This is a genomic window from Streptomyces phaeochromogenes (assembly GCF_001418655.1).
Lineage (GTDB): Bacteria > Actinomycetota > Actinomycetes > Streptomycetales > Streptomycetaceae > Streptomyces > Streptomyces phaeochromogenes.
This window is the reverse complement of the sequence record NZ_LIQZ01000157.1, coordinates 1-24,699: the sequence shown is the minus strand read 5'-3', so window position 1 is coordinate 24,699 and position 24,699 is coordinate 1. Positions and strand designations below refer to the sequence as shown.

Sequence of the window (24,699 nt, the reverse complement as noted above, 5' to 3'; positions counted from 1 at the left end):
CGTCCCGTCGGTGGGGCCGCGGTCCGCGGTGAAGGGTCGTGCCTGTTCAGTCGTGCCGTCGGCAGCAGAGGAAGACCTGTTCCTCGGGCGGGACGTCGGCGACCGCCGGGGCGTAGGTGTAGGAGTCCTCCTTGACGATCTCGAAGCCCCCGGCCTCGATGACCTTGTGCAGGTCCTCCAGCACGTAGCCGGAAACCCGGATCGTGTTGCCGAGGAACGGGATCGCGTAGTTGTCCACATCGGCCTCCACCATCGAGAGGACGAACAGGCCACCGGGAACCAGCAGGTGGCGAACCGTCTGCAGTGCGAGGGGTATCTCCACGCGGGGCAGCATCAGCAGGGAGAAGAAGGCCGCGACGGCGTCGAAACGGCCGAGATCGTGCGGGCCGCCGGGGCGCAGGTCGGCGATGTCCAGCTGGTGGAACGTCGCCCCGGGAACGTACTGCCCGGCGAGCTCCACCATCCTGCGCGACAGGTCGATGCCCACCACTTCGAAGCCGGCATCCGTCATCTGGCGCGTGGTCGGCACTCCCGTGCCGCAGCCGAGGTCGAGCACACGCGAACCCGCCGGCAACGAGTCGATCAGCCATTCTCCGGCGGAAAGCTGGCCCTCCTTGTGAGGGAAGGCCTCGTCGTAGCGGTCGCCGATGGCGTCAAAGGCTTCGGCCTGACCGCTGCGGTCAAACCGAATGCTCTCGTAGTCAGCGCCATTGCTCATCCTGGTCACGAAAGTAGCCTTTCGTAGCTCAAATTGAATTATTCCACAATCGCATGATCGGCGGTCGCGGGTGAATCCAGGTGTTCATGCGCCCGGAGCCACACCACCCCTGATCGTGCCGGGGTCTTGCCCGGTCGGCAGAAACACGTCACACTGATACCGAACGAATGGTCGGTTGGGAAGCTGGTATCGATGACCACGACACACTCCACCGAGGTGCCGCTCCAGGAGTTGCAGCAGCAGTTCGACACGACGATCGCGCGGGACCAGAGGGTCGAGCCGCGCGACTGGATGCCGGACGGCTACCGCAAGACGCTGGTGCGGCAGATCGCGCAGCACGCGCACTCGGAGATCATCGGCATGCAGCCGGAGGGCGAGTGGATCACGCGTGCGCCCTCGCTGCGCCGCAAGGCCATCCTGTTCGCGAAGGTCCAGGACGAGGCCGGCCACGGGCTGTATCTGTACTCGGCGGCCGAGACCCTGGGCGCCGACCGCGCGGACCTGACCGAGCGGCTGATCGAGGGGCGCCAGAAGTACTCGTCGATCTTCAACTACCCCACGCCGACCTTCGCCGACGTCGGCGTCATCGGCTGGTTCGTGGACGGCGCCGCGATCTGCAACCAGGTTCCGCTGTGCAGGAGTTCGTACGGGCCCTATGCGCGCGCGATGGTGCGGATCTGCAAGGAGGAGTCGTTCCACCAGCGGCAGGGCTACGAGCTGTTGATGACGATGATGCGCGGCACCGAGGCCCAGCGGGCCATGGTCCAGGACTCGGTGAACCGCTGGTGGTGGCCTTCGCTCATGATGTTCGGCCCGCCCGACGGCGACTCGCCCAACTCGGCGGCGTCGATGGCCTGGAAGATCAAGCGGCACAGCAACGACGAACTGCGTCAGCGCTTCGTCGACATGACCGTCCCGCAGGCCGAGAAGCTCGGCGTCACGCTGCCGGACCCGGACCTGCGCTGGAACGAGGAGCGCGGCAGCAACGACTTCGGCACCCCCGACTGGGAGGAGCTGAAGCGGGTCATCTCCGGCGGCGGGCCGTGCAACGCCGAGCGGGTCGAGCGGCGCCGCAGCGCCCATGAGGAGGGCGCCTGGGTACGGGAGGCGGCCACAGCCCATGCCGCCAAGCAGGCGGCACGCGCGCGTGAAGGAGCGACGGCATCATGAGCAGCGACATCACCCAGGGCACCGGCAGGGGCGACTGGCCGCTGTACGAGGTGTTCGTGCGCGGCAAGCGCGGGCTGAACCACGTCCATGTGGGCTCGCTGCACGCCGCCGACGACGCCATGGCGCTCACACACGCCCGTGACCTCTACACCCGGCGCAACGAGGGCGTCTCGATCTGGGTGGTGCGCTCGGAGCACATCGCGGCGTCCACGCGCGACGAGAAGGACCCCTTCTTCGCACCCAGCGCCGACAAGGTCTACCGCCACCCGACGTTCTACGACATCCCCGAAGACGTCCCGCACATCTGAGGAGCAGGGCATGAGTGACGACCACGTCTACATGACCCTCGCCGAGGGACACGAGGACGACTCCCGCTGGGCGTACGGCACCGGCTTCGAGGACCCGCTGCACGGCGTGGACACCACCGTGCCCGAGGGTGTCGACGCCGGCCGGCTGGCCGCGGACTGCGTGGCACTCGCCGACGACGCGCTGGTCTCCGCGCAGCGGCTGGCCGAGTGGACCACCCGCGCCCCGGAGCTGGAGGAGGAGGTCGCGCTGGCCAACATCGGCCTCGACCTCCTCGGCCAGGCCCGTCTGCTGTACGCACGCGCCGGGCAGGTCGACGGCACCGGGCGCGACGAGGACGCGTACGCCTACTTCCGGGACGCCGAGGACTTCAGGAACGTCCGGCTGGCCGAACTCCCGTGCGGGGACTTCGCGTTCTCGATCGTGCGGCTGCTGGTCCTGTCCAGCTGGCGCCTCGCGCACTTCGAGCAGCTCTCGGCGCACCCCGACCCCGTCCTCGCGGCCATCGCCGCCAAGGGCGTCAAGGAGCTGACCTACCACCGGCAGTACGCGGCCGAGTGGGCGGTGCGCCTCGGTGACGGCACGGAGGAGTCGCGCCGCAGGACTCGTACGGCCATGGAGCAGGTCGCCCCGTACCTCGGCGAGTTGTTCACGGCGTACGACGTGCGGGGCGAGGTGGTCGCCGTGCTGCGGCAGGTCACCGAGGCGGCCGGGCTGCCCATGCCGGTGTACCGGCCGCTGCCCGGCGCCGGCCGTGCGGGGGAGCGCACCGAGCATCTCGCGCCGCTGCTGGCCGAGCTGCAGAGCGTGGCACGCGCACACCCGGGGGCGACATGGTGACCGTACTGACGGACGTGCGGCACGCCCGGCACATCGCCGAGCAGGTGCCGGATCCCGAACTGCCCATGCTGACCCTGGCCGACCTCGGTGTCCTGCGCGCCGTCGAGATGACCGGGGACGGGACCGTGGTCGCGAGTCTGACGCCGACCTACTCCGGCTGCCCGGCGATGGCCGAGATGCGCGCGGACGTGGCGGCACGGCTGCGCGACGCGGGGTACACGCGCGTGGAGATCCGTACGGTCCTGGACCCGCCCTGGACGAGTGACTGGATCACTCCGGAGGGCCGGCGCAAGCTCGCCGAGCACGGCATCGCGCCGCCCGGTGCCGCACCCCACCACGCAGCCGGTCCCGTTCCGCTCGTGCTGTCGCCCGTCCGGCGCACGGTGGCGTGCCCGCGCTGCGGTTCGGCGGACACCGAGGAGACCTCCCGCTTCGCCGCCACGTCCTGCAAGGCGCTGTGGCGCTGCCTCGCCTGCCGCGAGCCGTTCGAGTACGTCAAGGAGATCTGATGGAAGGCCTGAGGGAAGAGCCGATGGGAGGCCTGAAGGACCCGGCCGCGCCGGCCACCGCTTCCAGCCCTGCTACCGCTTCCGATCCCGCGTCCGGCCCGGCGGCGCGTCCGCGCGTACGCACCCGCCGTCCGGCCTTCCACACGCTCCGCGTCGCCTCCGTACAGCCGTTGTGCGAGGACGCGGCGGCCGTCAGCTTCGAGATCCCGGAGGAGCTGGCCGAGGAGTTCGCCTTCGCGCCCGGGCAGTCGCTCACACTGCGGCGCGAGATCGACGGACGGGACGAGCGGCGCTCGTACTCGATCTGCTCTCCGGCCGGTTCAGTGCCGCGGATCGGGGTGCGGGTGGTGCCGGGCGGTCTGTTCTCGGCGTGGCTCGTGCAGGACGTACGCCCCGGCGACACCGTCGAGGTCATGGCCCCCACCGGCTTCTTCACCCCCGACCTCACCGCGCACGGCCATCACGTGCTCATCGCGGCGGGCTCCGGCATCACGCCCATGGTGTCCATCGCCGAGTCCGTCCTGGCCGCGGACCCCCGCTCCACCGTCACCCTCTTCTACGGCAACCGGCGCACCGGCACCGTGATGTTCGCCGACGAGCTGGCGGACCTGAAGGACCTGTACCCGGCCCGTTTCCAGCTCGCCCATGTGCTGTCGCGTGAGCCCCGGGAGGCAGAGGTGCTCTCCGGCCGCCTCGACGCCGAGCGGCTCTCGGCGCTCGTCGATGCCCTGGTCGATGTGAAGGGGGCCGACCACTGGTGGCTGTGCGGGCCGCACGGCATGGTCCGTGACGCCCAGGAGGTACTCGCCGGTCTCGGAGTGCCCGGCGACCGCGTCCACCAGGAGCTGTTCTACGCCGACGACGAGCCTGTACGGGAAGTGCGTCACGAGGAGGCCGCCATCGCGGGGGCCGTCAGCCAGGTGACCATCACCCTCGACGGGCGCTCCACCACCGCCGCCCTCGCCCGGGACCGGAGCGTTCTCGACGGGGCCCAGAAGACCCGCCCCGACCTGCCGTTCGCCTGCAAGGGCGGCGTCTGCGGCACCTGCCGGGCGCTGGTCACGGACGGCAAGGCCGACATGCGCCGCAACTTCGCCCTCGAAGCCGACGAGGTGGACGCGGGGTACGTCCTCACGTGCCAGTCGTATCCGGTCTCCGAGACGCTGACGGTCGACTACGACAGCTGACGGTCGACTACGTAGCTGACCGTCGGCCCTGACAGCTGAGCCGGCACGGGAGTCGACCCCTGCCCCTTCATGCGCGCGGACCCCATAAAGCGGCCTTATGGGGTCATAGATCGGGCCCGACTACTGACTTAGGCATGCCTTAGTTTAGGCTCCGGGTGAGTACTCCTGATCGATCATCGCTCGAAGGGAACCTGAACATGTCTCGCCCCCTGCGGGTAGCCATAGTCGGAGCCGGCCCCGCCGGGATCTACGCCGCCGACGCGCTGTTGAAGTCCGCAGTGGCCGTCGAGCCCGGCGTGTCCATCGACCTCTTCGAGCGGATGCCGGCGCCGTTCGGCCTGATCCGCTACGGCGTCGCCCCCGACCACCCGCGCATCAAGGGCATCATCAACGCCCTGCACCAGGTGCTCGACAAGCCGCAGATCCGCCTCTTCGGCAACGTCGACTACCCGGGCGACATCAACCTGGACGACCTGCGTGCCTTCTACGACGCGGTCATCTTCTCCACGGGTGCGACGGCCGACCGGGCCCTCGACATACCCGGCGTCGACCTGGACGGCTCGTACGGCGCGGCGGACTTCGTCTCCTGGTACGACGGGCACCCGGACGTGCCGCGTACCTGGCCGCTGGAGGCGGAGAAGGTCGCCGTCCTCGGCGTCGGCAACGTCGCGCTCGACGTGGCGCGCATCCTCGCCAAGACGGCCGACGAACTGCTGCCGACCGAGATCCCGGCGAACGTGTACGACGGCATCAAGGCCAACAAGGCCCTTGAGGTCCACGTGTTCGGCCGCCGTGGCCCGGCGCAGGCGAAGTTCAGCCCGATGGAGCTGCGGGAGCTGGACCACTCCCCGAACATCGAGGTCATCGTCGACCCCGAGGACATCGACTACGACGACGGCTCGATCGCCACTCGGCGGGGCAACAAGCAGGCCGACATGGTCGCCAAGACCCTGGAGAACTGGGCCATCCGCGACGTCGGCGACCGGCCGCACAAGCTGTTCCTGCACTTCTTCGAGTCGCCGACCGAGATCCTCGGCGAGGACGGCAAGGTCGTCGGCCTGCGCACCGAGCGCACCGCCCTCGACGGCACCGGCAACGTCAAGGGCACCGGCGAGTTCAAGGACTGGGACCTCGGCGCGGTGTACCGGGCCGTCGGTTACCTCTCCGACAAGCTGCCCAAGCTGCCCTGGGACGTCGAGACGGGCACCGTCCCGGACAAGGCCGGCCGGGTGATGGAGGAGACCGGCGAGCACCTGCAGTCGGCGTACGTCACCGGCTGGATCAGGCGCGGTCCCGTCGGTCTGATCGGTCACACCAAGGGTGACGCCAACGAGACGGTCGCCAGCCTGCTGGACGACCACGCCAACGGCCGTTTGCCCACGCCTGTTTCGCCCGGTCCCGAGGCCGTGGACGCGTTCCTCGCCGAGCGGAACGTCCGCTTCACGACGTGGGACGGCTGGTACCGCCTGGACGCCGCGGAGAAGGCGCTGGGCGAGCCCCAGGGCCGCGAGCGCGTGAAGCTCGTCGAGCGCGAGGACATGCTCAGGGCGAGCGGCGCGTAACACCGACCGACCGCCACCGGTTCACCGGTCATGTGGGGCCCCGTCACTGCGACGGGGCCCCTCTTGCGTTTGCCCGCGATTCGGCGGCCTTGCTTTGTGAAACCGATCGGTTTACTCTTCCCATCAAGGGAAACCGATCGGTTTCCAAGTGCTTGCCTGATGAGTTCGGAGAGTGACATGACTGCGATCGAGGGTTCCGTCGTCCTGGTGACCGGCGGCAGCAGGGGGATCGGCAAGGCGCTGGTGGAAGGGCTTTTCGAGCGGGGCGCGAAGAAGGTGTACGCCACGGCCCGTGATCCGCGGACGGTCACGCACCCCAGGGCGGTCCCGCTGGCGCTGGAGGTCACCGACCCCGCGTCCGTCGCGGCGGCGGCCGAGCAGGCCGGCGACGTCACCATCCTGATCAACAACGCCGGGGTCTCCGTGAACGCGTCCTTCTTGGAGGCGCCGGTCGAGGACGTGCGCCGGGACTTCGAGACGAACTTCTACGGGCCGCTGCTCACCGCGCGGGCGTTCGTCCCGATCATCGAGCGCAACGGCGGCGGTCACATCCTGAACGTCCACTCCGTGCTGTCGTGGGTCGGCCTCGCCGGCTCGTACAGCGCGTCCAAGGCCGCGGTCTGGTCCCAGACCAACTCCCTGCGGCTCGACCTCAAGCCGCGTGGGATCGGTGTCACCGGGCTCCACGTCGGTTACGTCGACACGGACATGACGGCCAAGATCGACGCCCCCAAGGCCTCGCCCGAGGACGTGGCCTCCCAGGCGCTCGACGGTATCGAGAGCGGGGCGTTCGAGGTGCTGGCCGACGACCTGTCCCGCCAGGTGAAGTCCGGGCTGTCCGCGGATCTCTCGGTGCTGTATCCGCAGCTCGTCGCCTAGCCTCCAGCCGCCGCGTCGGCAGTAGACCGATCGGTTTTGGGGGCGTTCCCCGACGGAGGTACCCTCCGCTCATGGCCAGTACGGACAAGACATCCACCAGGGACCGGCTGCTCGACGCGGCCATGGAGCTCTTCTACCGCGAGGGCGTCTCCATCGGCGTCGAGGCGCTGTGCCGGGCCGCCGGGGTGTCCAAGCGCTCGATGTACCAGCTCTACGCCAGCAAGGACGAGGTGCTCGCGGCGAGCCTGGAGCGACGTGCGCCGGAATACGCGCGGCAGTTGGCCCTCGACCCCGACGACACTCGGCCGCCCCGGGCCCGGATCCTGCACATCTTCGAGCTGCTGGAGCAGGCCTCGACGAAGGACGACTACTGCGGCTGCCCGTTCCTGTCCGCCATGGTCGAGCTCAAGAACCCCGAGCATCCGGCGAGCGTCGTCGCCCTGCGGGCCAAGGGCGCCCTGACCGAGGCCTTCCGCGTCGAGGCCGAGCGCGGCGGCGCCCGCGACCCCCAGCTCCTCGCCCGCCAGCTCACCCTCGTCTTCGACGGAGCAAGCGCCCGCGCCGGAGCAAAGGCAGAAACCCTGGACGGCCTGACCACAACAACGGCCACCGCCTTGCTGGACGCGGCGGGCGTCGCATAAAGAGGGAAGGGGCGGCGCCCCTTCAGGGGCGCGGGGAACGGCGCGCTCCACCACGGCCCACCCGCACGTGCAGGACTCCTCCCGCCCTTCAGGGGCGCGGGGAACGGCGCGCTCCACCACGGCCCGCCCACACGTGCAGGACTCCTCCCGCCCTTCAGGGGCGCGGGGAACGGCGCGCTCCACCACGGCCCGCCCACACATGTAGAACTCCCCCCGCCCTTCAGGGGCGCGAGGAACTGCGCGCTCAGCCACAGCCAACCCTCACCCGACAACTCACCTACCCCTCCCCGCCAAACCGGCGGAGCCACTCGTACGCGGCCCGAGCCGTAAACTCGGCCTGCCCACCCCGCAACAACAACCCCACCGTGGCGAACGCCGGATCATCGGCCTGCCCCGCGACATACGGGACCGCGATGCACCGCATCCCGGCCGCGTGCGCCGCGGCGGCCCCAGGCGGGGCGTCCTCAAGGACCACGCAGTCCCCGGGAGCCGCCCCGAGCCGCCGCGCCGCCTCCAGGAAGACATCGGGAGCGGGCTTGCCGGAGTCGACCTCCTCCGCCGAGACGACCGTCCGCAGATACGAGGACAGCCCCGTGCCCGCCAGGATCACCTCGATGGCCTCGCGGGACGACCCCGAGGCCACGGCCATCGGCATGCCCTCCCCGGCCAGCAGCTCCACGAACTTCCGCATCTCCGGGTAGACCCGGGTCGACGCGCGGGCCAGCTCCAGATAGCGCCGGTTCTTGTCCGCGAGGAGCACGTCGAGCGGGGCCTCCAGGGCGTACCGCTCCTTCCAGAGCGCGATCGTCTCCTGCGTGCTGATGCCGACGTACCGCTCGTGGTCCGCCCAGGTGAAGTCCGTGACGCCCTGCCCGGCGAGCGTCTGCCGTCCCGCCTCGTAGTAGTTCGGCTCGCTGTCCACGAGTGTTCCGTCGAGATCGAAGATGACCGAAGTGCCGCCGAGATTGTTCATGGGATCCAGGATGCCGGTTCCCGAATCCTGACGATCACCCCCGGGCCGTACGCCCCCGTCACCCCTGGACCGTCCGCCGCCCCGTCACCCCCGGGCGGTACGCCCGATCGCCTCGACCAACGGCAGCATCCGCTGCGGCACCCGCTCGCGCAGCGCGACCTCGGTCCGGGTGCGGACGACGCCCGGCAGGCTGATGAGCGCCTGGATCACGTCCTCCAGGTGGCCGTTGTCCCGCGCGACGACGCGCGTCAGCAGATCCCCGCCGCCGGTGATCGAGAACGCCTCGATGATCTCCGGTACGGCCGCCAACGCGTCCCCCACGTCGTCGAGATGACCCTGGGTGACCTCGATGTGCACGAAGGCGAGCACCGGGTGCCCGAGCGCGGCGGGGGAGAGCGAGGGACCCGTGCCCGTGATCACGCCGTCCCGCTCCAGCCGGTCGAGCCGAGCCTGCAGCGTGCCGCGGGCGACGCCGAGGATGCGCGCGTACTCGCGCACGCTGGTGCGCGGCTGCTCCATGAGCAGCCGCAGGACGCGGGTGTCGAGCTCGTCCACGGCCATGGTCCGTTGGTCTCCCTGTGGTCTGGGCTGATCGTTCCTGACTGTACCAATGGCCCAGTAGATCACGAGCCGGTTGAGCCACTGCCCCCGTACTGCTTACCTTGTGGGTATCCATGGCGCGGACACGCGTCATTCATGGCGCCGTGAAGCGCCGGACGGCAAGGAAGCCGGATCCGGACCCGCGGCGCCATTGCCATGTCCCGAAGGCACGTCCTGAAGAACAGGCACGTCCTGACGGTGGGGTCGACACGAAGTGGGGGCGGGCTGCCGACGGTGAAGAAGATGTTCATGGCTCCGGATCCGGGGCGGCTGCGGTTGCGCAGTGCCGCGCGGGGGGTCCTGGGTGTCGGTCTGGCGGTGACGGTGTCGGATCTCGCGACGCAGTCGCTGCCGGCGGCGATCGCTGGTGGGCTCGCCGCGCTGCTGGCTCTGTTCACGGTGGCCGATGTGTCGGTGCGGGGGCAGGCGGTCACGACGGCGCTGTTGCCGGTGGCGGGTTTCCCGGTGCTGGCTCTCGCGGCTGTACTGCATGATTCCCCGGGGGTGCGGGACGTCGCCTTCGTCGCCGTTCTCGGTGCGGGGATCTATGCCCGCAGATGGGGGCCGCGGGGGAACGCTCTGGGGATATTCGCGTTCATGATGTTCTTCGCCGCGCAGTTCCTGCATGCGGTGCCGGGCCGGTTGCCGGAGCTCTGTGCGGCGGTGGTCCTTTCCCTGCTGGCGTCTTCGACGGTGCGTTTTGGTCTGTGGTGCTATGAGAGGCGGCTGCCGCCTGCTGCTGTTTCGGTGGCGGCGCCGGGCGGTACGGGTTTCGCCCGGGTGACCACGCGCCAGGCGATCCAGGGCATGGCGGGCGGAGCCTTCGCCCTGGTGGCGGGACAGCTGGTGTCGCACGAGCGCTGGTACTGGGCTGTGGGTGCGGTGTGGTGGATCTTCGTGAACACCACCTCGCGCGGCGAGACCCTGGTGAGGGGCTTTCGGCGCGTCTTGGGAACCGTCATCGGTATCGCCGTCGGCCTGGTGATCGCGGTTCCGCTGGACGGGGCTGGTGCTCCGACCGCGGGGCTCGTCGCGGTCTGCGTGTTCGGCATCTTCTATGCGGCCGCGGTGTCGTATACGTGGATGATGCTGGCGGTGACGGTGATGGCGGGCCTGCTGTACGGGCTGCTGGGGGTGCTCGATCCGGGCCTGCTTGTTCTGCGTGTGATGGAGACAGGGGTCGGGGCGCTCGGCGCGGCACTCGCCGTGCTGTTGCTGCTGCCGGTGACCACGCATGCCACCACCGATGCGTGGGTCCAGCGCGCGTTGCACTGCGTCCATGCCTGCACGTCCGAGGCTGCCGCCCGGCTGGCCGGGGTCCCGGGGGCGGATCCGGCCCGGTATGTCGCTGAGCTGGAACTGCTGTTGGGTCGGGTGCGGCTCTCGCTGGCCCCGCTGGTCCATCCGCTCAGCCCGCTGCGGGCCCGCAGAACGAGGGCCCGCCAGGTCATCGAGCTGCTCGACCAGTGCGCGCAGGAAGTACGCGGCCTGGCATCGGTCGCCGCGGATCCTGATGCCTCCCACGACGCGAGGCTCGCTGCCGCCTGTTGGCGGGTGGAAGCGGCGGTGGAGGCACTGACCATGCCTGATGCGGCGCGGAGCGAGATCGACGTGCCGGTTGCCGCGGTGCACCCTTCAGGCGGTGAGCCGGCCCTGAGCCATCTGCACGGTCTGGAGCAGGCGCTGAAAGCACTCGCCGTACCGTTGCGGAGCCCCATCGCCTCCGCGTGACGGCTGGTGGATATCACCTGCGGTGGGGCTCGACGGCAGGGTTTTCGTCCCCGGTGCTACGGAGTGGTGGGCGGCTGCGGGGAGCGGAGTACGAGCAGGGTGATCTCGCTGGGGGCGAAGACGCGGAACGGCGGGCCCCAGAAGCCGGTTCCGCGGCTGGTGTAGAGGAGGGTGCGGGCGCCGTGCCGGCTCAGGCCGGCCAGGGCGGGTTGGTCGAGGCGGACCAGGTGGTGGAAGGGCCAGATCTGGCCGCCGTGGGTGTGGCCGGAGAGCTGGAGGTCGATGCCGTCGGCTGCCGCCCGGTCGACGAACTTGGGCTGGTGCGCCAGGAGCAGGACGGGCAGGTCGGGGTCGGCGCCGTCCAGGGCTCCGGCGAGGTTGGCGCGGTGGCCTGCCAGGCCTGAGGACTCGGCGGTGACGTCGTCCACGCCGGCGACCACGAGGGTGTCGCCGCCGCGTTCGACCAGCAGGTGGCGGTTGCGCAGCGGCTCCCAGCCCAGTTCGTCCATCAGGTCGACCCAGCCCTGGGCCTCGCTGTAGTACTCGTGGTTGCCGGTGACGTACACCCGGGCCTGGGTGGCCTGCACGGTACCGAGGGGTACGGCCTGGGCGCGGCGGCGTTCGGCCGTGCCGTCCGCGATGTCGCCGGTGTGGCAGACCAGGTCGGCTTCCAGCGTGTTCACCGTCTCGCACACCCGCTCCGACCAGCGGGCGCGATCGAGCGGGCCGTAGTGGGTGTCGGTGATGAGGGCGACGCGGAGGCCGTCCAACCCGGCGCCCAGCCGCGGGAGTCGGACGTCGAGGCGGCGCACGCGTGGCACGCGGCGGGCCTCGGCGTACCCCCAGGCGAGCAGTACGGCGGTCGTGCCGAGGACGGCCCACGTGACGATTCGGGCCCGGTCCTGGCTCTCGCCGACGCCGGCCACGGTCAGGGCGAGCCGCAGCAGTACACCGAGCAGAACGGACCAGGTGAACAGAACCCAGCTGGCGCCCAGCAGGGTGTCACCGACGATCGCCGCACGGTCCTGCTGGCGTCGGCCGTGACCGCGCCCCATCGCGAGCGGCATCACAACGAGGCCGAGGACGAACAGGGCGGTGCCGACCAGTGTGACGGCCACCGGCCAGTGCTGGCCGGTGTACAGGAGCACCCCGCAGGGCACGGCCCACAGCAGGACAGGGGCGATCAGGGGGAGGTAGCGCATCAGGCGGAGCAGTCGGCTCCGCCGCGGAGCTTGCACTTCGCTGTCGGCGGATCGGGTGTCGCTGGTGTCGGTCACGCTTCCCCTCTCTGACCAGGCTGCCGTCTCGCGCACTGTATCCGGTCGTCCTCGGGCCGGGCGGACGGGCGTTCATGGGGTGCGGCCCCGTGGGGCGAAAGGTTCTCTGCAGGATGGCAAGACTCTGCCGTAGAGACCGTGGCGGCCGGCGGCCGGGTGCTCGTCGTCGGCAGCGGGTTGAACCGAGGGGGAGGTGGCGGCGGTGAGCTGTGCCGTCGGCGGCGTGCGGCCACCCGTCCTTTTCGGCGCCGGCGCCACACCAGCCATGCCGGTCCAGAATGCTGTCATGGCCGAAGGCGAGCAGACCAGCACAGAACCGCGTTCATTCCTGATGCGCGCGACGGAGGTGGCTCGGCTACTGGGCGTCGAGGACGTCGCCGTGGAGCAGGACGGCCGTCGTGCCCGCCACCTCGCCCATGCCGTGCGTAAGCCACTGCTCGAACGTGCGAGTCTGCCCGAGGAGTTGTTCGCCCCGTTGATGGCGGCAGCTGTCCACGACCCGGATCCCAGCTTCTGCCGCTGGTTCGTCGAGCCGGCGGTCTACGCGTTCGGACGCCGCCGTGTGATGGCAGCATTGGTCGACTACCTACGGACCGGCACCGATGTCGAGCGAGCGGGTGCCGTGCGGGCCTGGTACTGCGCCCACGTGCCTTTGCACGCAGACCGGTCCCCGGCGTACGGACCAGCTGGGGTACGTGATCCCGCTCTGGACGAGTCGCGGGACATCAAGGACGCCTGGCTGGAGGCCTCCATGCGGGTGTTCGCCGAGGCCACCGATCTACGGATGCGCCACCGTGTCCTGCTGGACCTGCCCACCTCCCGCGCGGCATACCAGCCACGCCTTCACCAACTACTTGAAAGCACCCTCGCATCCGCCCGGGCCCATTCCGACCCGTACATCCGTCGCTGGGCCGCCGCCGCAGACCGCGACACAGTCTGACCTCGGCCGTCACCCCAACTGGCAGTAGTGGGACAGCCCTTGGTGCGGCCGTACAAAGGTATGTCCGTTCACTCTTCGTGGCGAGTTACTTCCTTGTGTTCATGACGAGAAGCTGATCAGTGGCATCGCCAACGGCGCCTGGTCGGCGCACGGCGTGCGAGCGCTGGGCCGCCGTTCCGCGGCCCGAGTCGACCACCCCGGCACCGGGCAGGAGCTGGTCCACCTTTACGGCCTGGAATGAGCGCTCGCAGCGCTGGCCACGCCTCACGGCCAACGCCTCACTGGCGCCGAGAGCGCGGGAGGAGTGCCGAGGAGCGTCCCCTCTGCCGAGACGGGACCGGGCGGGCCGGCGGTCGAGGCCTCCCATCTGGTCGAGGCCCCCGTCTGGTCTAGGCCATTGGCTGCTACCGTCGCCCCGAACGGCTTGGGCACCGAGAGGGGACGGCAGTGGCGGACGACGGCGGCGGGCGGCGACGGGCCTACATCGGCTCCTTCACGGCGGCAGGGGGCCTCGGTGTCCTCACCGCGGCCGTGGACGAGGAGAGCGGCGCCCTGACGCTGCTGGGCGCCGTGAACAGCGTCGCCGACCCCTCGTATCTCGCCCTGTCGCCCGCCGGGGACATGCTCTACGCGGTGAGCGAGACGGCCGACGGCGCGATCGCCGCGTACCGGCTGAAGGGCGACGAACCGTCTCTGGCCGGCCCGTTGGTGCCGGTCGGTGGCAGCGGACCCACCCACCTGAGCCTCTTCGACGGGCACGTCCTGACGGCCAACTACGGCTCAGGCAGCGTCAGCGCCGTGCCGATCCGCCACGACGGGAGCCTCGCCACCGCCTCCGGTGTGCTGCGGCACAGGGGATCGGGCCCGCACGGGCAGCGCCAGCAGAGCCCGCACGCCCACCACGTGCAGCCCGACCCGAGCCGCCGCTGGGCCGTGAGCGTCGACCTCGGAACCGACTCGGTACGCGTGTGCGCGCTGCGCGACGGCGCGCTGGCCCTGCACCGCGAGTTCGCGCTGCGGCCCGGCTCGGGGCCCCGCCACCTGGCGTTCCACCCGGACGGCGAGCGCGCGTACGTCCTCAACGAGCTCGCACCGACCGTCACGGCCTGCCACTGGGACGCCGTCGAGGGAGCGCTCCGTCCGGTCGGTGAGACGTCCGTGCTGCCGGACCTCCCCGACGGGGACGCCTATCCGTCCGGCATCGTGGTGTCGCCCGACGGCCGCTTCCTGTGGACCGCCACGCGCGGCCAGGACGTCCTCTCCGTGCTCGTGCCCGGCCCGCCCGGCGAAGGGCCCCGGCTGGTCACCACGGTGCCCTGTGGGGGCACCTGGCCGCGCGCCCTCGCCCTCGACCCGACCGGGCGCTTCCTGTACGTGGCGAACGAGCGCTCGGGCAACGTCACGTGGTTCGAGGTGGACCAGGACACGGGCGTCCCGAAGCGGGGCGGCTCGGTCAAGGCACCCGCGGCGTCCTGCGTGGTGCTCGACTAGGACATCGGCAGGGAACCAGGGAACCAGGGAACCAGGGAACACCGCCAGGACATCCGGGCGGGAAGCACGCCGAAACCCCGAAGGGCCCGGCTCCGGACAACGGAGCGGGCCCTTCGGGATTCGTGCGTGTGCGACTGCCGTCCGCGTCAGCGGACCGGCGCGCCCTGCGGCTGCGGGGGCGCGATGCCCAGCGCCGAGGTGTACTTCGCGAGCGCCAGCTTGCCGATCGCCGGGTACGGGCCCAGCGCGTCGGCGGCGGAGCAGCCCGCCTCCTTCGCGGCGGCGTCGAGCAGCCCCGCGTCGAGCTCGGGACCGATCAGGTACGGGGCGAGCGCCAGCTGCTGCGAACCCGACGAACGCAGCTGCTCGGCGGTGGCCGCGATCGCGCCGTCCACGTCGAGCGCCGCCGCCATCACGGGCACGGCGAGCCGCGCGGCGAGCAGCATGCCGGTGATCCCGGCGGCCTGCACGGCCTCGTCGCCGCCCACGGACGCCAGGATGATGCCGTCCGCGGCCGTGGCCACGGTGAACAGCCGGGCGCGGTCGGCGCGGGCCAGACCGGCCTCGGAGAGCCGCACGTGCAGCCCCTCGGCGAGCAGCGGGTGCGGGCCGAGCACATCGGTCAGCTCGGCCGCCACGCGGCTGTCCATGACGGCCTGGCGGACCCGGCGCAGCAGCGCGCCGTCCGGACCCGCGAGCAGCGGCACGACCACGGCGACCGGACCGTCGGGCTCCACCGCGTCCACACCGGCGGCACGGGCCTGCTCGAAGCGCGCGACGCGCTCCTCGGAGGCGTGCGCGAGCACGGACTGGAGCGTGGGGAACTCCGAGTCGTCCCCGTCGAGGTACCCGATCCGGCCGTCGAGGCCGGGGAGCTCGGAGCGTGCGATGCTCACGACCTCCTCGGCGAGGCTGCGGGTGGCGGCGCTGGGCAGGCCCGGCACCGCGAGGACGAGCGCGGGCGCGCCCTCGGGAGCCGCCAACGGTTCCGGTCGGCGGTGCCGGCCGGGCTGGCGGGGTCGCGGCATTCGTACTGGCAGGCCGGACGCGGGCCCAGTGGGGGAGCTCATGGCGCCGAATGTTACTGGTTTCCTGGGCTCCCCTGTTCGGGGAGGGTGCAGGTGAGCGGTATCCGTCCGGTTTTGTCTGATGAGTTACGTACGGATTGATCTCACTGGCTGTCCACCGATCAAGGGGCGTGCGTCGGCCGGCGGGAGTCCGGGGGCTCCGCGGCGTCCGTCACGACGTACAGCATGCTCTCGTCGCGCGGCAGCGTCAGCCGGTCGTCGGCCAGGTCGACGGCGATGCGTACGGCGCCGTCGAGCGGGTCGCCCGCCGCCGGGACCTGCCGGGCGTGCGGCAGCCGCTCCGCCAGGGCGGCCCGCAACGGTACGAGGAGGGGGTCGCCCATCCTGAAGAGACCACCCGTGAGGGCGACCTGGCTTTCTCCCGGTGCCTCGTCCGGGCACACCGCGGCTGCCGAGTCGGCGATGTGCCGGGCGGCGGCGGCCAGGATGTCCGCCGCCACCGGGTCGTCGCCGGCGCAGGCGGCCACCTCGGGTGCGAAGGACGCCAGCACGGCGGGACGGTCCGAGCGCGGGTAGAGCTGTCCAGGCAGCGCCGAGGCCGAGCCGAACATCTCCTCGGCGCGGCCGAGGAGCGCGGCCGAGCCGCCGGGCCGTCCGTCGTCGGCGCGCAGGGCCGCCTCGAGTCCGGCCCGCCCGATCCACGCGCCGCTGCCGCAGTCGCCGAGCAGATGGCCCCAGCCGTCCGCCCTGCGCCAGCTCTTCAGGTCCGTGCCGATCGCGATCATCCCCGTGCCGGCCGCGACGACGGCGCCCACCCGCTGCCCCAGCGCACCCGTGTACGCGGTGACGGCGTCGGCGACCAGCGCGAGTCTCCGTACGCCGAGTTCGCGGGCCAGCGCCGACGGCAACTCGGCGCGCAGCGAATCGCCCAGGGTGGTGAGACCGGCGGCGCCGATCGCGATCGCCCGGAGCCCCTCGACCCCCGTCTCGGCCGTCAACCGCCGGGCCATCGGCACCAGTTGTTCGAGGAGATGCCCGGCGTCGATGCCGCGAGGGCCGGTGCGCACCGGCTCCCTGGAGGTCAGCGGAGCCGTGACCCGGCCGCCGTCGACGGCCAGGACGACACGCAGCCCCGAACCCCCGGAATCCACAGCGAGTACGCCCGACACCCCAGGCACCCCCGACGTCCCGCCGGGACGGGTCACGGCAGCCGCCAGTCCACGGGGGCGCCGCCCTGGCGGGTCAACAGGTCGTTGGCGCGGCTGAACGGACGCGAACCGAAGAAGCCGCGGTCCGCCGACATCGGTGACGGATGCGACGACTCCACCGACGGCAGATCGCCCAGCAGCGGCCGGAGATTGCGGGCGTCGCGCCCCCACAGGATCGACACCAGCGGACGCCCCCGCGCGGCCAGTGCCCGTATCGCCTGCTCGGTGACCTCCTCCCAGCCCTTGCCGCGGTGGGCGGCCGGCTTGCGCGGGGCCGTGGTCAGCGCCTTGTTGAGCAAGAGCACGCCCTGCTGGGTCCAGGGGGTCAGATCGCCGTTCGTCGGCGGGGGCAGGCCCAGGTCGGTGGTCAGCTCCCGGTAGATGTTGATGAGACTGCCGGGCAGCGGACGCACCTCGGGTGCGACCGAGAACGACAGCCCCACCGCGTGTCCCGGGGTCGGATAGGGGTCCTGGCCGACGATGAGGACCCGGACGTCGTCGAAGGGTTGCTGGAAGGCGCGGAGCACGTTCGGGCCCGCGGGGAGGTAGGTGCGTCCCGCGGCGATCTCCGCGCGCAGGAAGTCCCCCATCTCGGCGATCCGCCCGGCCACGGGTTCGAGGGCCTTCGCCCAGCCCTGTTCGACGATTTCATGCAGAGGTCGTGGTGCCACGGCGTCACCCTACTGCCGTACGCGCATGGTTGATCAACCGGTGGTCGCCGCCCGGCCCTGGGTGGTATGTGCGGTGACAGCAACGGGTGTTGGGGCCCCGGAGGGTGGCGGGGCCCGGCTCGGTCCCGGGGCTCAATCGATCACCGCGGCCCGTACGCAGAGGACGTCCGGCAGATGGGACGCCAGCTGCTGCCAGCTGTCCCCGTCGTCCGCCGACGCGAACACTTCGCCGTTGCGATTGCCGAAGTACACGCCCGCCGGGTCCGCGTCGTCCGTGCACATGGCGTCGCGCAGCACCGTGCCGTAGTGGTCCTCCTGCGGCAGCCCCGCCGAGAGCGGCTCCCAGCTCTTGCCCGCGTCCGCCGTGCGGAAGACACGGCATCGGTGGTCCGCGGGAACCCGGTCCGAGTCGGCGTTGATCGGAAAGACATAGGCGGTGTCACCGCGATGCGGATGGGCAGCCGCGGCGAAGCCGAACGTGGACGGCAGACCCTCGCCGATGTCCGTCCACTGCGCCCCGCCGTCGTCGCTGCGGTAGACGCCCCAATGGTTCTGCAGATACAGGCGGTCAGGGGTCGTCGGGTCCTGCGCGACCTTGTGCACGCACTGGCCGAACTCCGGGTTCGGATCCGGCAGGAACACCGCCGAGACACCGGAGTTGGACGGCTGCCAGCTCTCCCCGCCGTCCTTCGTGCGGAAGACGCCGGCCGTGGAGACGGCGACCGTCACCGCGCGCGGGTCGCGCGCGTCGGTGAGGACGGTGTGGAGGCCCTCTCCGCCGCCACCGGGCACCCACTTCGAGCGGGTGGGGTGCTCCCAGAGGGGACGGACGAGCTCGAATGACTCGCCGCGGTCCGTCGAGCGGTACAGCGCCGCCGGTTCCGTGCCCGCGTACACCACGTCCGGTTCGGCCGCCGCCGGGTGCAGCTGCCATACGCGCTCCAGCGAAGCGCCCGTGTCCTGGGGGAACTTGACGGCGGCCTTGGCCGGCTCGGTCCACGTGCGGCCCAGGTCGTCCGAGTGGAACACGGAGGGGCCCCAGTGCGCGCTGTCGCCGCCGACGAGGAGCCGCGGCACCTCACCACGGGTGTCGATCGCGACCGAATAGACCGCCTGAGCGTTGAAATACGGACTGTCGTCGAACTCCCAGGCGCCGCCGCGCCTCCGCCCGATGAACAGTCCCTTGCGTGTGCCTACCGTGAGCAGTACCTCGGCCATGCCGGCCACCTCCGGACGTCGTTGTCTCAGATATCGGCCAGTTTGCACCCCGGCACTGACAGTCACCCCCGGACGCGACATCTGCGCAGGTCAGAACGTTTCTTCGGCGGTGCCTCCGATGTGGGGTACGTCTCGTGAGCAACAGGGCGGCGGCGTTCGTATGGGAGGGCGTCGGTCTGCTGGTGATGAGGAGGGCCCGCGATGGCGGCGTTACGAGGTCCGAGGGCGTTGCTGTGGCGGTGGTGGCCCAATCCGCTGCGGCGCCGCAGCGACAGGCTGGAGGCCTGGGCCGTGCTCGTCACCTGGCTGCTCGTGCTGCTCGCCGGGATGGTCGCGGGGCTGGCGGCGGCGCAGTCGGTCGAGCGCACCCTCGCCAGGGAGCGCGTCGAGTGGCGGCCCGTACCCGCACTGCTCACCGAGCGGGCGCCCGGCACCAGAGAGGCCGGTGTGGAGCGGGTGTGGGCGAAGGTCCGCTGGACCGCGCCCGACGGTTCGGCCCACGAGGGCCAGACCCGGGTCGACCCCGGCAGCACGGCCGGCACCCCGGTCACCGTGTGGACAGACCCCGACGGGCTCCTCGTCACCAGGCCCGCGACGGAGGCCCAGGCCGCTCTGCGGGCGGCGATGATCGGCATTCTGATCGGAGTGAGCGCCGCGGCCGTGCCCTTCGGTGGCGGGCGGGTGGTCCGCGGCCGTCTGGAGCGGCGGCGGATGGACCAGTGGGACACGGAGTGGGAGCGGGTCGGTCCCCAGTGGGGCTGGAAGACCGGCTGATGAGAGGCCGACCGAGGATGCGGCCCGCGTTTGGCGTGAACACCGCGGCCTCCCGCGGCACGTCGTGTGCCCCGTGAAACAATCCGCACGTTCACGGAGCGGCTCACGGAGGCGGAGGCAGCGGCGGCGATGCGTTCGGACCAGCCGGAGGCAGGGGCAGCGACGCGTTCAGACCGGCCGGAGGCAGCAGCAGCGATGAGTTCGGAACCTCCGGAGAGAGCCGGGGCGACGGGTTCGGACCAGCCGGTGGGAGCCGTAGAGGAGGCGACGCATTCGGAGCCTCCCGGGAAGAGCACGCTGGACGAGGCAGCGACCGTCTTCGTCGGAGTGCGGCGGCAGCTGTTCGGCATCGCCTACCGCATGCTCGGCAGCGCGGCGGAGGCCGAGGACGTCGTCCAGGAGGCCTGGCTGCGCTGGCAGTCGACGGACCGCACGGTCGTCCTGGACCCGCCCGCCTATCTCGCCACCGTGACGACCCGCCTGGCGATCAACGTCGCCCAGTCCGCACGCGTGCGCCGCGAGACGTACGTAGGCCCGTGGCTTCCCGAACCGGTGGACACGAGCGCCGACCCGCAGGTGGGGGCCGAACGGGGCGAGGCGGTGGAGCTCGCGGTGCTCCTCGTCCTGGAGAAGCTGACGCCGACGGAACGGGCGGCCTACGTCCTCCGCGAGGCGTTCGACTACCCGTACGAGCAGATCGCCGCCATCCTCGAAACGGGGCAGGCCAACGCCCGTCAGCTGGTCAGCCGGGCGCGCCGGCACTTGGCCGCCGAGCGGCGGGAGCCGGTGGGCGCGGGCGAGCACCGGCGGCTGCTCGAAGCCTTCCTGGCGGCGGCGCGGACGGGTGACCTCGCGGCACTCGAAGAGCTGCTCGCCGAGGACGTCGTCAGCTACTCGGACGGCGGGGGAGTACGTGGCGCGTCGAGGATCCCGGTGCTCGGCAATTCGCGCGTCGCCAAGTACCTGGCGGCCTTCGCGCCGAGGTTCTGGCCCGGTGCCGAGGTCGAGTGGGCCGAGGCGAACGGCCGCCCGGCGGTGCTCGTCTCCCACGAGGGACGGGCCGTCGCCCTGCTGGCCGTCGACGCCTCCGTGCGGGGCATCGAGCGGATCATGTGGGTGATGAACCCCGCCAAGCTCGACGGGTATGTCCGGTCGAGGTCGGGATCACGCGAGGCCCCGCAGGTCCCGTAGATCCGGAATCCGGCTGTCACAAACGCGAACCCTGTCCGGTCCACCTGGTCAGCAGGTCCGATTCCGTCGGACGAAACCGGAAGGGTTGCACCATGAAGATCGTAGTCATCGGCGGCACTGGGCTCATCGGGTCGAAGCTGGTGGAAAGGCTCAGGGCGGACGGCCACGAGGTTCTGCCCGCCTCCCCGAACACCGGCGTCAACAGCATCACGGGCGAGGGGCTGGACGACGCGCTCAAGGGCGCCTCGGTCGTCGTCGACGTGTCCAACTCGCCCTCCTTCGAGGACAGCGCGGTGCTGGAGTTCTTCCGCACGTCCACCGGCAACCTCGTCGCGGCCGAGGCCGCGGCGGGCGTGGGACACCACGTCGCGCTGTCGGTCGTCGGGAGCGAACAGCTGCCCGACTCGGGCTACCTGCGCGCCAAGGTCGCCCAGGAGGAGCTGATCAAGGGCTCCGGAATCCCGTACACCATCGTCCGTGCCACGCAGTTCTTCGAGTTCGTGAAGGGCATCGCGGCCGGATCCACCGAGGGCGACACGGTCCGGCTGCCCTCCTCGCTCCTCCAGCCGCTCGCGTCCGACGACGTGGTCGCGGCGGTCGCCCTGGCCGCCGAGGCGGCTCCGCTGAACGGGACCACCGAGGTGGCGGGCCCCGAGGAGCTCCACCTCGACGAGTTCGTCCGCACGGGCCTGGCAGCCGAGAAGGACCCGCGTGAGGTCGTCACCGACGAGTCCGTCGGCTACTTCGGCGCGCACCCCCAGGGGCGCGAGCTGCTGCCCGGCCCCGACGCCCACGTCGCCGGGACGAGCTTCACGGACTGGCTCGGCCGCCAGAAGTAGGCCGCGCCGCAGGCAACTCGCGTCAGAGGCAAGTTCCCGCCCGAGGCGGGACCGTCAGACCGAGCGGTGGTACTGGTCCGGCACGTGCACATCGCCCCCGAGTTCGCGGGCCGCGTGCCGGGCCCACGAGGGGTTGCGCAGCAGCTCCCGGCCGAGCAGGACGGCGTCCGCCTCACCGTTGGCGACGATCTTCTCGGCCTGCTCGACATCGGTGATGAGACCGACGGCGGCGACGGCCATCGACGTCTCGGCCTTGACGCGCGCCGCGAAGGGCACCTGGTAGCCGGGCCCGACGGGGATGCGTACGCCGGACGCGTTGCCGCCCGTGGAGACGTCGAGCAGGTCCACGCCGTGGGCGGTCAGTTCGGCGGCGAAGCGGACCGTGTCGTCGGCCGTCCAGCCGTTCTCCTCCAGCCAGTCGGTGGCCGAGATACGGAAGAACAGCGGCTTGTCGTCCGGCCACACCTCGCGCACGGCGTCCACGACTTCGAGGGCGAAGCGCACACGGTTCTCGTACGAGCCGCCGTACGCGTCCGTGCGCCGGTTGGAGTGCGGGGAGAGGAACTCACCGACCAGGTAGCCGTGCGCGCCGTGGATCTCGGCGATCTCGAAGCCGGCGTCCAGCGCCCGCCGCGCGGCGTCGGCGAACTGGCCGACGATCTCCTTGATCCCGTCCACCGTGAGCTCGGTCGGCACGGGGTGGTTCTCGTCGAAGCCGACCGGGCTGGGCCCGAGCGGCTGCCAGCCGTACGCGTCCGGGCCGACGGGCGCGCCGCCCTTCCAGGGGCGGTCGGTCGAGGCCTTGCGGCCGCCGTGCCCGAGCTGGATCGCGGGAACCGTGCCCTGGGACACCAGGAACCGCGTGATCCGCCGGAACGCCTCGACCTGGGTGTCGTTCCAGATGCCCAGGTCGTACGGCGAGATCCGGCCCTCGGGGCTGACCGCGGTGGCCTCGACGATGATCAGGCCGGTCCCGCCGGCGGCACGCGCCGCGTAGTGCGCGAAGTGCCAGTCGTTCGGGGCGCCCGTCGTGGGGCCCTCCGGCGCGGCCGAGTACTGGCACATCGGCGGCATCCAGACCCGGTTCGGGACGGTCAGATCGCGCAGGGTGTAGGGCTCGAAGAGCGCGCTCACGGCGGACTCCAATTCGTGACGGGGCCGGGTAACGACTCGTACGATAGGCATCGTAGTACGGCAGATGTCAAACTACGAGACCTCTCGTACAATGAGGTTCTCCGGAGACCTCGGACCCCAGATCTCCGGCCCCGACGGACTGGAGCCGCCGTGACGACCGCCGCCCCCACCAGCAGCCGCGACCTCCCGCACCCCGAGCGCACGGAGATCCGGCTGGAGGCCGTGCTGCACGCGCTCTCCGACCCGATGCGGCTGCTGGTCGTGCGAGAGCTCGCCGCCGACGGCGACGAGCTCTCCTGTTCGCACTTCGACCTGCCCGTCACCAAGTCCACGACCACGCACCACTTCCGGGTGCTGCGCGAGGCGGGCGTGATCCGGCAGGTCTACCGGGGCACCGCCAAGATGAACGGGCTGCGGCGGGACGCCCTAGACGATCTCTTCCCGGGGCTTCTCGACAGTGTCCTCGCCGCCGCCGCTCGCCAGGCCGTCCGCCTCGGGGGCAGCTGAACCGCCCTTCGAGGGAAGGTGGTTGAAGAGCAGGTTCAGCACGATCGCGGTGAGGCAGCCCGCGCTGATACCGCTGTTCATCACCGTCTGGAACCAGTCGGGGAACTTCGCGTACACCGTCGGTACGCCGACGGGCAGCATGCCGATGGCGACCGAAACGGCCACCACCGTCAGGTTGTTGTTGCCCTTGAAGTCGACCTGGGCCAGCGTCCGCAGCCCGCTCGCGGCGACCGTGCCGAACATGACCAGGCCCGCGCCGCCGAGCACCGGAGCCGGTATGGCCGCGACCACCGCGCCCAGCTTGGGCAGCAGGCCGAGCAGGACGAGGATGCCGCCCGCGGTGGCGACCACCCAGCGGCTGCGGACCCTTGTCATGCCGACGAGACCGACGTTCTGCGCGTACGCCGTGTACGGGAACGTGTTGAAGACACCGCCGAGGACCGTGGACAGCCCGTCCGCGCGCAGACCGTCGGCGAGCGAGCGGGGCTCGATCCTCCGGTCGGTCATCTCGCCGACCGCGATGAAGTCACCGGTCGTCTCCGTCATCGTCACCAGCGCCACGACCAGCATCGACGCGATCGCCGACGCCTCGAAGGTGGGGGCACCGAAGTGGAACGGAGTGCTGATGCCGAGCCAGTCCGCGTCCCCGACCCCGTCGAAGTCCGTGAAGCCGAACGGCACGGCGACCGCGAGCCCCACCGCGATGCCGAGCAGTACCGCGATCCGGCTCAGGAAGACCGGCGCGAACCGCTGCACGGCGAGTACGACCGCAAGGACGAAGCCCGCGAGCGCGAGATTCTTCGGCTCGCCGAAGTCCGGTGAACCCACCCCGCCGGCCGCCCAGTTGCCCGCCACCGGCAACAGCGAGAGCCCGATGATCAGGATCACCGTGCCCGTGACGAGCGGCGGGAAGAACCGCAGCAGCTTCCCGAAGACCGGCGCCAGCAGGATGATCGCCAGCCCGGCGACGATCACCGACCCGTAGATCGCGGGCAGTCCGCCACCACCCGTTCCGATCAGCACCATCGGCGACACGGCCGCGAAGGTGCAGCCCTGCATGATCGGGAGCCGCACGCCGAAACGCCAGAAGCCGACGCACTGGATGAGCGTCGCGATGCCGCACAGCAGCAGGTCGGCGGTGATCAGGTACGCCATGTCCGCCGGCGACAGCTTCATCGCGCTGCCGACGATCAGCGGGACCGCGACCGCGCCCGCGTACATCGCGAGGACGTGCTGCAGGCCGAAGGCGGCGAGGTGGCGGACGGGTGGGACCTCGTCCACGGGGTGCACTTGACGTGCGGGGGT

At 71.2% G+C, this 24,699-nt stretch carries 25 protein-coding genes; 15 read left to right on the top strand and 10 right to left on the bottom strand.

The window, feature by feature from the left end:
• Positions 1-46 precede the first annotated feature (46 nt).
• Positions 47-718, bottom strand: a complete 672-nt coding sequence (locus AOK17_RS21320; protein ID WP_055614129.1) for a class I SAM-dependent DNA methyltransferase — start codon at positions 716-718, stop codon at positions 47-49.
• Between the two features lie 192 nt (positions 719-910).
• On the opposite strand from AOK17_RS21320, the gene paaA reads away from it, so the two are divergent.
• The 8 genes from paaA (at position 911) to AOK17_RS21280 (ending at position 7,812) form a co-directional block, all read left to right on the top strand.
• On the top strand, positions 911-1,888 hold the full coding sequence (gene paaA / locus AOK17_RS21315) for a 1,2-phenylacetyl-CoA epoxidase subunit PaaA (RefSeq protein ID WP_055614112.1): 978 nt from the start codon (positions 911-913) through the stop codon (positions 1,886-1,888).
• Positions 1,885-2,196, top strand: coding sequence for a 1,2-phenylacetyl-CoA epoxidase subunit PaaB (gene paaB, locus AOK17_RS21310; RefSeq protein ID WP_055614111.1), 312 nt, complete (start codon positions 1,885-1,887; stop codon positions 2,194-2,196). The genes paaA and paaB overlap by 4 nt, the downstream gene beginning before the upstream one ends.
• A 10-nt stretch (positions 2,197-2,206) precedes the next feature.
• On the top strand, positions 2,207-3,034 hold the full coding sequence (paaC, locus tag AOK17_RS21305) for a 1,2-phenylacetyl-CoA epoxidase subunit PaaC (protein WP_055614110.1): 828 nt from the start codon (positions 2,207-2,209) through the stop codon (positions 3,032-3,034).
• Positions 3,028-3,543 (top strand): 1,2-phenylacetyl-CoA epoxidase subunit PaaD, encoded by a 516-nt coding sequence (gene paaD / locus AOK17_RS21300; protein ID WP_055614109.1) that lies wholly within the window; start codon positions 3,028-3,030, stop codon positions 3,541-3,543. Before paaC ends, paaD begins: the two co-directional genes overlap by 7 nt.
• Positions 3,543-4,730 (top strand): 1,2-phenylacetyl-CoA epoxidase subunit PaaE, encoded by a 1,188-nt coding sequence (paaE, locus tag AOK17_RS21295; RefSeq protein ID WP_055614108.1) that lies wholly within the window; start codon positions 3,543-3,545, stop codon positions 4,728-4,730. The genes paaD and paaE overlap by 1 nt, the downstream gene beginning before the upstream one ends.
• Before the next feature lie 197 nt (positions 4,731-4,927).
• Complete coding sequence (locus AOK17_RS21290; protein ID WP_055614107.1) at positions 4,928-6,292, top strand: FAD-dependent oxidoreductase; 1,365 nt, start codon at positions 4,928-4,930, stop codon at positions 6,290-6,292.
• A 177-nt stretch (positions 6,293-6,469) separates the two neighbouring features.
• Positions 6,470-7,171, top strand: coding sequence for an SDR family oxidoreductase (locus AOK17_RS21285; RefSeq protein ID WP_055614128.1), 702 nt, complete (start codon positions 6,470-6,472; stop codon positions 7,169-7,171).
• Between the two features lie 71 nt (positions 7,172-7,242).
• A complete protein-coding gene (locus AOK17_RS21280) occupies positions 7,243-7,812 on the top strand; it encodes a TetR/AcrR family transcriptional regulator (protein WP_055614106.1) in 570 nt (189 codons plus the stop codon).
• Between the two features lie 277 nt (positions 7,813-8,089).
• Here the strand turns inward: AOK17_RS21280 and AOK17_RS21275 are convergent, their stop codons facing one another.
• Together AOK17_RS21275 and AOK17_RS21270 are read right to left on the bottom strand one after the other, a co-directional pair.
• Positions 8,090-8,785, bottom strand: coding sequence for an HAD family hydrolase (locus AOK17_RS21275; RefSeq protein WP_055614105.1), 696 nt, complete (start codon positions 8,783-8,785; stop codon positions 8,090-8,092).
• Positions 8,786-8,869: 84 nt separating this feature from the next.
• Positions 8,870-9,346, bottom strand: a complete 477-nt coding sequence (locus AOK17_RS21270; RefSeq protein ID WP_055614104.1) for an Lrp/AsnC family transcriptional regulator — start codon at positions 9,344-9,346, stop codon at positions 8,870-8,872.
• A 282-nt stretch (positions 9,347-9,628) separates the two neighbouring features.
• Between AOK17_RS21270 and AOK17_RS21265 the strand changes: the two genes are divergently transcribed.
• Positions 9,629-11,116 carry an FUSC family protein gene (locus AOK17_RS21265; RefSeq protein WP_055614127.1) on the top strand — a complete coding sequence of 496 codons (1,488 nt, stop codon included), beginning with the start codon at positions 9,629-9,631 and terminating at the stop codon, positions 11,114-11,116.
• Between the two features lie 56 nt (positions 11,117-11,172).
• Here AOK17_RS21265 and AOK17_RS21260 read toward each other — a convergent pair whose 3' ends face one another.
• Complete coding sequence (locus AOK17_RS21260) at positions 11,173-12,393, bottom strand: metallophosphoesterase (protein ID WP_055614103.1); 1,221 nt, start codon at positions 12,391-12,393, stop codon at positions 11,173-11,175.
• A 286-nt stretch (positions 12,394-12,679) separates the two neighbouring features.
• Here AOK17_RS21260 and AOK17_RS21255 point away from each other — a divergent pair, with 286 nt between their 5' ends.
• Together AOK17_RS21255 and AOK17_RS21250 are read left to right on the top strand one after the other, a co-directional pair.
• Positions 12,680-13,333 carry a hypothetical protein gene (locus tag AOK17_RS21255; protein ID WP_245697264.1) on the top strand — a complete coding sequence of 218 codons (654 nt, stop codon included), beginning with the start codon at positions 12,680-12,682 and terminating at the stop codon, positions 13,331-13,333.
• A gap of 447 nt (positions 13,334-13,780) precedes the next feature.
• Positions 13,781-14,824 carry a lactonase family protein gene (locus tag AOK17_RS21250; RefSeq protein WP_055614102.1) on the top strand — a complete coding sequence of 348 codons (1,044 nt, stop codon included), beginning with the start codon at positions 13,781-13,783 and terminating at the stop codon, positions 14,822-14,824.
• A 146-nt stretch (positions 14,825-14,970) separates the two neighbouring features.
• On the opposite strand, the gene AOK17_RS21245 is transcribed toward AOK17_RS21250, so the two are convergent.
• From AOK17_RS21245 to AOK17_RS21230, 4 genes are all read right to left on the bottom strand, one after another.
• Positions 14,971-15,894: a sirohydrochlorin chelatase gene (locus AOK17_RS21245; protein WP_079053186.1), complete on the bottom strand. Its 924-nt coding sequence runs from the start codon at positions 15,892-15,894 to the stop codon at positions 14,971-14,973.
• Positions 15,895-16,013: 119 nt separating this feature from the next.
• Entirely contained in the window at positions 16,014-17,021 is a 1,008-nt protein-coding gene (locus AOK17_RS21240) for an N-acetylglucosamine kinase (RefSeq protein ID WP_425424623.1), read from the bottom strand.
• 32 nt (positions 17,022-17,053) lie between these two features.
• Complete coding sequence (locus AOK17_RS21235; RefSeq protein WP_055614099.1) at positions 17,054-17,731, bottom strand: uracil-DNA glycosylase; 678 nt, start codon at positions 17,729-17,731, stop codon at positions 17,054-17,056.
• Between the two features lie 132 nt (positions 17,732-17,863).
• A complete protein-coding gene (locus tag AOK17_RS21230) occupies positions 17,864-18,949 on the bottom strand; it encodes a WD40/YVTN/BNR-like repeat-containing protein (RefSeq protein ID WP_055614098.1) in 1,086 nt (361 codons plus the stop codon).
• Positions 18,950-19,150: 201 nt separating this feature from the next.
• Here AOK17_RS21230 and AOK17_RS21225 point away from each other — a divergent pair, with 201 nt between their 5' ends.
• The 3 genes from AOK17_RS21225 to AOK17_RS21215 all read left to right on the top strand — a co-directional run bounded on the left by AOK17_RS21225 (position 19,151) and on the right by AOK17_RS21215 (position 21,753).
• Complete coding sequence (locus AOK17_RS21225) at positions 19,151-19,723, top strand: Rv1733c family protein (RefSeq protein ID WP_055614097.1); 573 nt, start codon at positions 19,151-19,153, stop codon at positions 19,721-19,723.
• Positions 19,724-19,918: 195 nt separating this feature from the next.
• Entirely contained in the window at positions 19,919-20,914 is a 996-nt protein-coding gene (locus AOK17_RS21220; RefSeq protein ID WP_079053185.1) for an RNA polymerase sigma-70 factor, read from the top strand.
• Positions 20,915-21,006: 92 nt separating this feature from the next.
• The gene (locus tag AOK17_RS21215; RefSeq protein ID WP_055614096.1) at positions 21,007-21,753 is read left to right on the top strand and encodes an SDR family oxidoreductase; all 747 of its coding nucleotides are present in this window, start codon (positions 21,007-21,009) and stop codon (positions 21,751-21,753) included.
• Positions 21,754-21,807: 54 nt separating this feature from the next.
• Here AOK17_RS21215 and AOK17_RS21210 read toward each other — a convergent pair whose 3' ends face one another.
• A complete protein-coding gene (locus AOK17_RS21210; RefSeq protein WP_055614095.1) occupies positions 21,808-22,887 on the bottom strand; it encodes an NADH:flavin oxidoreductase/NADH oxidase in 1,080 nt (359 codons plus the stop codon).
• 150 nt (positions 22,888-23,037) lie between these two features.
• Between AOK17_RS21210 and AOK17_RS21205 the strand changes: the two genes are divergently transcribed.
• Positions 23,038-23,394 (top strand): ArsR/SmtB family transcription factor, encoded by a 357-nt coding sequence (locus tag AOK17_RS21205; RefSeq protein WP_055614094.1) that lies wholly within the window; start codon positions 23,038-23,040, stop codon positions 23,392-23,394.
• On the opposite strand, the gene AOK17_RS21200 is transcribed toward AOK17_RS21205, so the two are convergent.
• The gene (locus tag AOK17_RS21200; RefSeq protein WP_055614093.1) at positions 23,314-24,684 is read right to left on the bottom strand and encodes a nucleobase:cation symporter-2 family protein; all 1,371 of its coding nucleotides are present in this window, start codon (positions 24,682-24,684) and stop codon (positions 23,314-23,316) included. The two genes, AOK17_RS21205 and AOK17_RS21200, sit on opposite strands and share 81 nt — an antisense overlap.
• Between the last annotated feature and the right edge of the window lie 15 nt (positions 24,685-24,699).